General features: G+C 63.7%; 7 protein-coding genes. 4 read left to right on the forward strand and 3 right to left on the reverse strand.

The features are described 5' to 3' along the window. Positions 1–34: 34 nt before the first annotated feature. Together ahpF and ACQ4N9_RS08465 are read left to right on the forward strand one after the other, a co-directional pair. Entirely contained in the window at positions 35–1,597 is a 1,563-nt protein-coding gene (ahpF, locus tag ACQ4N9_RS08460; protein ID WP_390969015.1) for an alkyl hydroperoxide reductase subunit F, read from the forward strand. A 137-nt stretch (positions 1,598–1,734) separates the two neighbouring features. Further along, positions 1,735–1,926: a hypothetical protein gene (locus tag ACQ4N9_RS08465; protein ID WP_110993906.1), complete on the forward strand. Its 192-nt coding sequence runs from the start codon at positions 1,735–1,737 to the stop codon at positions 1,924–1,926. Positions 1,927–1,928: 2 nt separating this feature from the next. Here the strand turns inward: ACQ4N9_RS08465 and ACQ4N9_RS08470 are convergent, their stop codons facing one another. The 3 genes from ACQ4N9_RS08470 to nhaR all read right to left on the reverse strand — a co-directional run bounded on the left by ACQ4N9_RS08470 (position 1,929) and on the right by nhaR (position 5,001). Next, on the reverse strand, positions 1,929–2,576 hold the full coding sequence (locus ACQ4N9_RS08470) for a YceH family protein (protein ID WP_125859358.1): 648 nt from the start codon (positions 2,574–2,576) through the stop codon (positions 1,929–1,931). A gap of 127 nt (positions 2,577–2,703) precedes the next feature. After that, positions 2,704–3,915 (reverse strand): serine/threonine transporter SstT, encoded by a 1,212-nt coding sequence (sstT, locus tag ACQ4N9_RS08475; protein ID WP_125464753.1) that lies wholly within the window; start codon positions 3,913–3,915, stop codon positions 2,704–2,706. Between the two features lie 192 nt (positions 3,916–4,107). Then, entirely contained in the window at positions 4,108–5,001 is an 894-nt protein-coding gene (gene nhaR / locus ACQ4N9_RS08480; RefSeq protein WP_125464751.1) for a transcriptional activator NhaR, read from the reverse strand. 132 nt (positions 5,002–5,133) lie between these two features. On the opposite strand from nhaR, the gene ACQ4N9_RS08485 reads away from it, so the two are divergent. Together ACQ4N9_RS08485 and ACQ4N9_RS08490 are read left to right on the forward strand one after the other, a co-directional pair. Continuing rightward, positions 5,134–5,373 carry a hypothetical protein gene (locus ACQ4N9_RS08485; protein WP_390969012.1) on the forward strand — a complete coding sequence of 80 codons (240 nt, stop codon included), beginning with the start codon at positions 5,134–5,136 and terminating at the stop codon, positions 5,371–5,373. A gap of 28 nt (positions 5,374–5,401) precedes the next feature. After that, positions 5,402–6,154: a TerC family protein gene (locus tag ACQ4N9_RS08490; RefSeq protein WP_390969010.1), complete on the forward strand. Its 753-nt coding sequence runs from the start codon at positions 5,402–5,404 to the stop codon at positions 6,152–6,154. Positions 6,155–6,229 lie beyond the last annotated feature (75 nt).

A 6,229-nucleotide genomic window follows, 5' to 3' on the forward strand; every position in this document is an offset into this window, starting at 1 on the left:
TTTGTATCCGAAGTTTGAAAAAGGAATCGCCCGTATGTTGGACGCCACGCTTAAATCGCAACTGAAAACCTACCTGGAGCGGGTCACCCAGCCGATCGAGATCGTCGCTTCCCTCGATGACGGCGCGAAGTCCCGCGAATTGCACGACCTGCTGGTGGAAATCGCCGGCCTGTCGAACCTCATTACCTTCAGCGCGGACGGCACTGACGCCCGTCGTCCTTCGTTCTCGCTGAATCGCCCAGGGGCGGACATTAGCCTGCGCTTTGCCGGCATCCCCATGGGCCACGAATTCACCTCCCTGGTGCTGGCGCTGCTGCAGGTCGGCGGCCACCCCTCGAAAGCCAGTGCCGAAGTGATCGAGCAGATCCAGGGCTTGAAGGGTGAGTTCACCTTCGAAACCTATTTCTCGCTGTCGTGCCAGAACTGCCCGGACGTGGTCCAGGCGCTTAACTTGATGGCGGTGCTCAACCCTAACGTGCGCCACGTCGCGATCGACGGTGCGCTGTTCCAGGATGAAGTGGAAAGCCGCAAGGTCATGGCCGTTCCGAGCATCTACCTGAATGGTGAAGTGTTCGGCCAGGGGCGCATGGGCCTTGAGGAAATCCTCGGCAAGATCGACACCAGTGCCGGCGCCCGTCAGGCCGAGAAGATCAACGCCAAGGACGCCTTTGATGTGCTGGTGGTCGGCGGTGGCCCAGCTGGCGCCGCGGCTGCCATCTACGCGGCACGCAAAGGCATCCGCACCGGTGTCGCCGCCGAGCGTTTCGGCGGCCAGGTGCTCGACACCCTGGCCATCGAGAACTTCATCTCGGTGCAGGAAACCGAAGGGCCGAAACTGGCCACGGCGCTGGAAGAGCACGTCAAGCAGTACGACGTCGACATCATGAACCTGCAGCGCGGCGAAGCGCTGATCCCGGCCACCGATGGCGGCCTGCACGAAGTACGCCTGGCCGGCGGCGCCTCGCTCAAGGCCAAGACCGTGATCCTGGCCACCGGTGCCCGCTGGCGCGAAATGAACGTGCCGGGCGAGCAGGAATACCGCGCCCGTGGCGTGGCCTACTGCCCGCACTGCGACGGCCCGCTGTTCAAGGGCAAGCGTGTGGCGGTGATCGGCGGTGGCAACTCCGGCGTGGAAGCGGCCATCGACCTGGCCGGTATCGTCGCCCAGGTGACCCTGATCGAGTTCGACAGCCAGCTGCGCGCCGATGCGGTGCTGCAGCGCAAGTTGCACAGCCTGCCCAATGTCACGGTTATCACCCGCGCGTTGACCACCGAAGTGATCGGCAATGGCGAGAAGGTGACCGGCCTGCGTTACAAGGACCGCAGCACCGATGAAGTGCACGACCTGGCGCTGGAAGGTATCTTCGTGCAGATCGGCCTGCTGCCGAACACCGATTGGCTCAAGGGCACGGTCGAGTTGTCGCCGCGTGGCGAGATCATCGTCGATGCCAAGGGCCAGACCAGCATCCCCGGCGTGTTCGCTGCCGGTGACGTGACCACGGTGCCATACAAGCAGATCGTCATCGCCGTGGGCGAGGGCGCCAAGGCTTCGCTGGCGGCGTTCGATCACCTGATTCGGACTTCGGCGCCGGCGTAAGCCTGTTCCGGCCTCTTCGCGGGGCAAGCCCGCTCCCACGAGCCTGGATACAAGCTCGTGGGAGCGGGCTTGCCCCGCGATTGCGTTGGTGTGGCAGTGGCTATCATGAAGGGCAGGCCTATTTCGGAACCTTTCCCATGACCCTGATCAGCCGCGAACCCTGGTGGCTCGTGCCACCCCAGCCCGGGCAGAAAGAGCAGGACCTGCACTGGGGCTACCTGGAAATCTACGCCGATGGTCGTACCGTGTTTGTCGACCAGCGCCCCAGCGAGCGCGAAATGGCCGAGCGCAAGAGCTGTCGCAACTTCCCCGAAGCACTCAAGCCCTGACCTCAGCCTTCCAGCTGGGCCAGGCGTTCCTCCAGCGCGGCGATCCGCGCTTCCAGCGCTTCGATGCGCTCCTGCGAGACACTGCCGGCACTGCTGCGTGCGCCACCTTCCTGCTGACGCGCGGCGAGGATAGCTTCGATTTCCGCTGGATCGCCCAGGGCGTGGGTGTAGCGGTCCTCACGCTGGCCGGCCTGGCGCGGCAGGTGCAAGGCCAGGCCGCGGGAGATCAGGCGCTCCAGCTGGTGCTGGACCTGGTCGACGTCTTCGAAATCATGCAGGCGGTTGCTGCGGGTCAGCAGTTCGTTCAGGGTTTGCGGGCCGCGCAGGAACATCAGGCCCATCAGCACCAGTTGCGCCGGTACCAGTTCCAGCGCCTTGTCCACCCGCTGTTCCCAGCGGTCGGCACGGCTGCCCATCTGCAGGCGGGCCATGTTCTGCCCTTCGAGAGCGCGCAAAGCCTGGCCAACCTGGCCGGGGGAGAGGTTCATGACAGGTTCGCGGCTGGTTTTCTGGTTGCAGGCCAGGACCAGGGCATTGAGGGTCAGGGGGTAGGTTTCCGGGTTGCTGGCCTGCTTTTCGATCAACGAACCGAGGACGCGGATTTCAGTGCTGTTGAAGCGGCCTTCGCCGGTGCTTTCGTGTTCAGACATGGCCCTGACTCATTGCGAGGAAAAGGCCACTAGCCTAGGTAAAGTGCCTGGCTTAAGCAATCGTCGAACACATCGCGGGGCAAGCCTGCTCCCACCGTGGGAGCGGGCTTGCCCCGCGATGGTCCCGTCAGGCGTTGCGCTGCTCCATGGCCTGGCACGCGGCGGCGGTGAACAGCACATCGGTGGAAGAGTTCAGCGCCGTCTCGGCCGAATCCTGCAGCACGCCGATGATGAAACCGACCGCCACCACCTGCATGGCGATCTCGCTGGGAATACCGAACAGGCTGCAGGCCAGCGGGATCAGTAGCAGCGAACCACCGGCCACGCCCGAGGCGCCGCAGGCACAGACCGCCGCCACTACGCTGAGCAGCACGGCGGTGGGCAGGTCGACCGGAATGCCCAGGGTGTGCACGGCTGCCAGGGTCAGCACAGTGATGGTGATCGCCGCGCCGGCCATGTTGATGGTCGCGCCCAGGGGGATCGACACCGAGTAGGTGTCCTCGTGCAGGCCAAGCTTTTCCGACAATGCCAGGTTGACCGGGATGTTGGCCGCCGAGCTGCGGGTGAAGAACGCGGTGATGCCGCTTTCGCGCAGGCACAGCAGGGTCAGCGGGTACGGGTTGCGGCGGATTTTCCAGAACACGATCAGCGGGTTCATCACCAGTGCCACGAACAGCATGCAGCCCATCAGCACGCCGAGCAGGTGCAGGTAGCCCAGCAGCGCTTCCAGGCCGGATTGCGCCAGCGTCGAGCTGACCAGGCCGAAAATGCCCAGCGGGGCGAAGCGAATGACCACGCGCACGATCAGGGTGACGCCGTTGGACAAGTCCTCGACCACGGTGCGGGTGGTGTCATTGGCATGGCGCAGGGCTATGCCCAGGCCGATGGCCCAGGTCAGTACGCCGATGAAGTTGGCATTGAGCAGGGCGTTGATCGGGTTGTCGACGGCGCTCAGCAGCAGGTTCTGCATCACTTCGGTGATGCCGCCGGGGGCGCTGAGCGTGGCTTCGCTGGTGTTCAGCACCAGCTGCGAGGGGAACAGCAGGCTGGCGGCCACGGCCACCACTGCCGCAGCAAAGGTGCCCAGCAGGTACAGCCAGAGGATCGGGCGGATATGGGTTTCCTGGCCGTGGCGGTGGTTGGCGATCGAGGCCATCACCAGGATGAACACCAGCACGGGGGCAACCGCTTTCAGGGCGCTGACGAACACCTTGCCAAGAAAGCCAAGGTCACGGGCCACGGAGGGCGCGAGCAAGGCCAGGGCGATGCCGGCCACCAGGCCGATACAGATCTGCGTCACCAGGCCGGTGCGGTTGATGAGGCGAAGAACGGGGGTCATGTGCAGCGCAATCCAGTTACGTGAAAGGGCGCGACTTTACCATACCCCGCAGGCAGTACTGCCCCTGTAGGCGCGGCCTTGTGTCGCGATCGGGCTGCGAAACGGCCCCGGCTATCGTGCATGTGACATCGATCGTCGGGGCCGCTACGCAGCCCGATCGCGGCACAAGGCCGCTCCTACAGGTCATCATCGTTACCAGTGAAACAACTCCCGCCGGGCCCCCTCGGTGATCGCCACGATGCCCGGGTGCTTGACCTTGCGCTCCACCGAGATGGCATAGAACGACTCGTTCACCGCCTCGGTCTGGCCGATCAGCCGCACCCCGTACTGGCGGCACACTTCTTCGGCGATCACGCTGGGGGCGACGAAGATGCCGCTGCCGGACTGGCCGAAGGCCTGCATCAGCGCGCTGTCGTCGAACTCACCGACAATGCGCGGCTGCACCTGTTGCTCGGCCAGCCAGCGCAGCAGGCGGCTGCGCACTACGGTTTCCTGGCCGGGAATCAACAGCGGTGCATCGTCCAGGCAGGCGGGGAAGGGCTTGTCGAGCTGTGCGGCCAGGGTGTGCGTGGCAAAGAAGCTCAGGCCGCATTCACCCAGCTTCTGGCTGTAACCCTTGATGTCCAGGTGGTTGGGCATGGGGCTGTCGGAAATCACCAGGTCCAGGCGCTGGATCGCCAGGTCTGCAAGCAGGCGCTCGAGCTTGTCTTCGCGGCAGCTGATGCGCAGCACCTCGTCCAATTCCATGGTTGGCGCCAACAGGCGGTAAACGATGGACTTGGGCACCACGTCGGCCACCCCCACGCGGAACAGGATCTGTTCCTGAGGGCCGGCACGCAGCATGGCTTCCAGCTCGCCGCCGATCTGGAACATCTGCTCGGCGTAGGTGAGTGCCTGGCGGCCGGTTTCGGTCAGTTCCAGCTGACGACCGACGCGCTGGAACAGCTCCAGGTTCCAGGTCTGCTCGAACAGGCTGATCTGCCCGCTGATCGTCTGCGGCGTAAGATTCAGTTGCTCGCTGGCGCGGGCGATACTCCCGGTCTTTGCTACAGCCCAGAAGTAATGAAGCTGGCGGTAGTTGAGCATGGTGTTTCCGGATTCGTAAAAACCGAAGTATATCAGCTGAAAATACGAATTTTCCGGATGTTTCAGCCCCTCTAGAATGCGACCCCATCAGGCGCACCGCGCGCCGCACGGATATCGACAAGCGAGGACCCCATGTTGCAACTCAAATCCATCGGTACACCCCTGGTACTGGCCCTGGCGTTGTTCGCCATGAGCGGCTGCGACCAGGCCGAGAAGTCCGCCCAGCAGATGCTCGACCAGGCCGCCGAAACGGCCAAGCAGGCCATCGACAAGACCAACGACGCCGCCCAGGAAGCGCTGAGCGACGCCATCGGCAGCGAAGGCGAGAAGGCCAAGGCCGCAGACGACAAGAAAGACACCCAAGACATCTGACCCACCGGACCCGAAGCAGGACTGACCAATGGAATATTTGCTGGAACTCGCCGCTAGCCCCACCGCCTGGGTTGCCCTTGCCACCCTGGTGGCCATGGAGGTCGTACTGGGCATCGACAACCTGATCTTCATCTCGATCCTCACCAACAAGCTACCAGAGCAGTTCCGCTCGAAGGCGCGACGCATCGGCATCAGCATGGCCTTGGTCATGCGCCTGGCGCTGCTCAGCACCGTGGCCTGGATCGTCCAGTTGACCGAGCCGGTGATCGATGTGTTCGGCCACACCTTCTCGTGGAAGGACATGATCCTCATCGCCGGTGGCTTGTTCCTGCTGTGGAAGGCGACCAAGGAGATCCATGAAAGTGTCGACCCCCATGGTGCCAAGGAAGAGTCCAAGCTCGGCAGCACCGTGACCATTGGTTTCACCGCGGCGATCTTCCAGATCCTGCTGCTGGACATCGTCTTCTCGATCGACAGCATCATCACCGCCGTGGGCATGACCGAGCACCTGCCGATCATGATCATCGCCGTGATCAGCGCCGTGATCGTGATGCTGGTGGCCGCCGACCCGCTGGCCAAGTTCATCAACGACAACCCGACCGTGGTGATGCTGGCCCTGGGCTTCCTGATCATGATCGGCATGACCCTGATCGCCGAAGGCTTCGGCGCCCATGTACCGAAAGGCTACGTGTATGCCGCCATGGCCTTCTCGACGGTGATCGAGATGCTCAACATCATGGCCCGCCGGGCGCGGTTGAAGCGCGAGGCTGCTGAGGGTTGAGGTAGTTTCGCCAACCTTTCGCGGGGCAAGTCGCACCTGCGCACCACCAACGCGACCTGCCCCACGGTGGTTTCT

The organism is Pseudomonas sp. ES1 (assembly GCF_050586605.1).
GTDB classification, from domain to species: Bacteria; Pseudomonadota; Gammaproteobacteria; order Pseudomonadales; family Pseudomonadaceae; genus Aquipseudomonas; species Aquipseudomonas sichuanensis.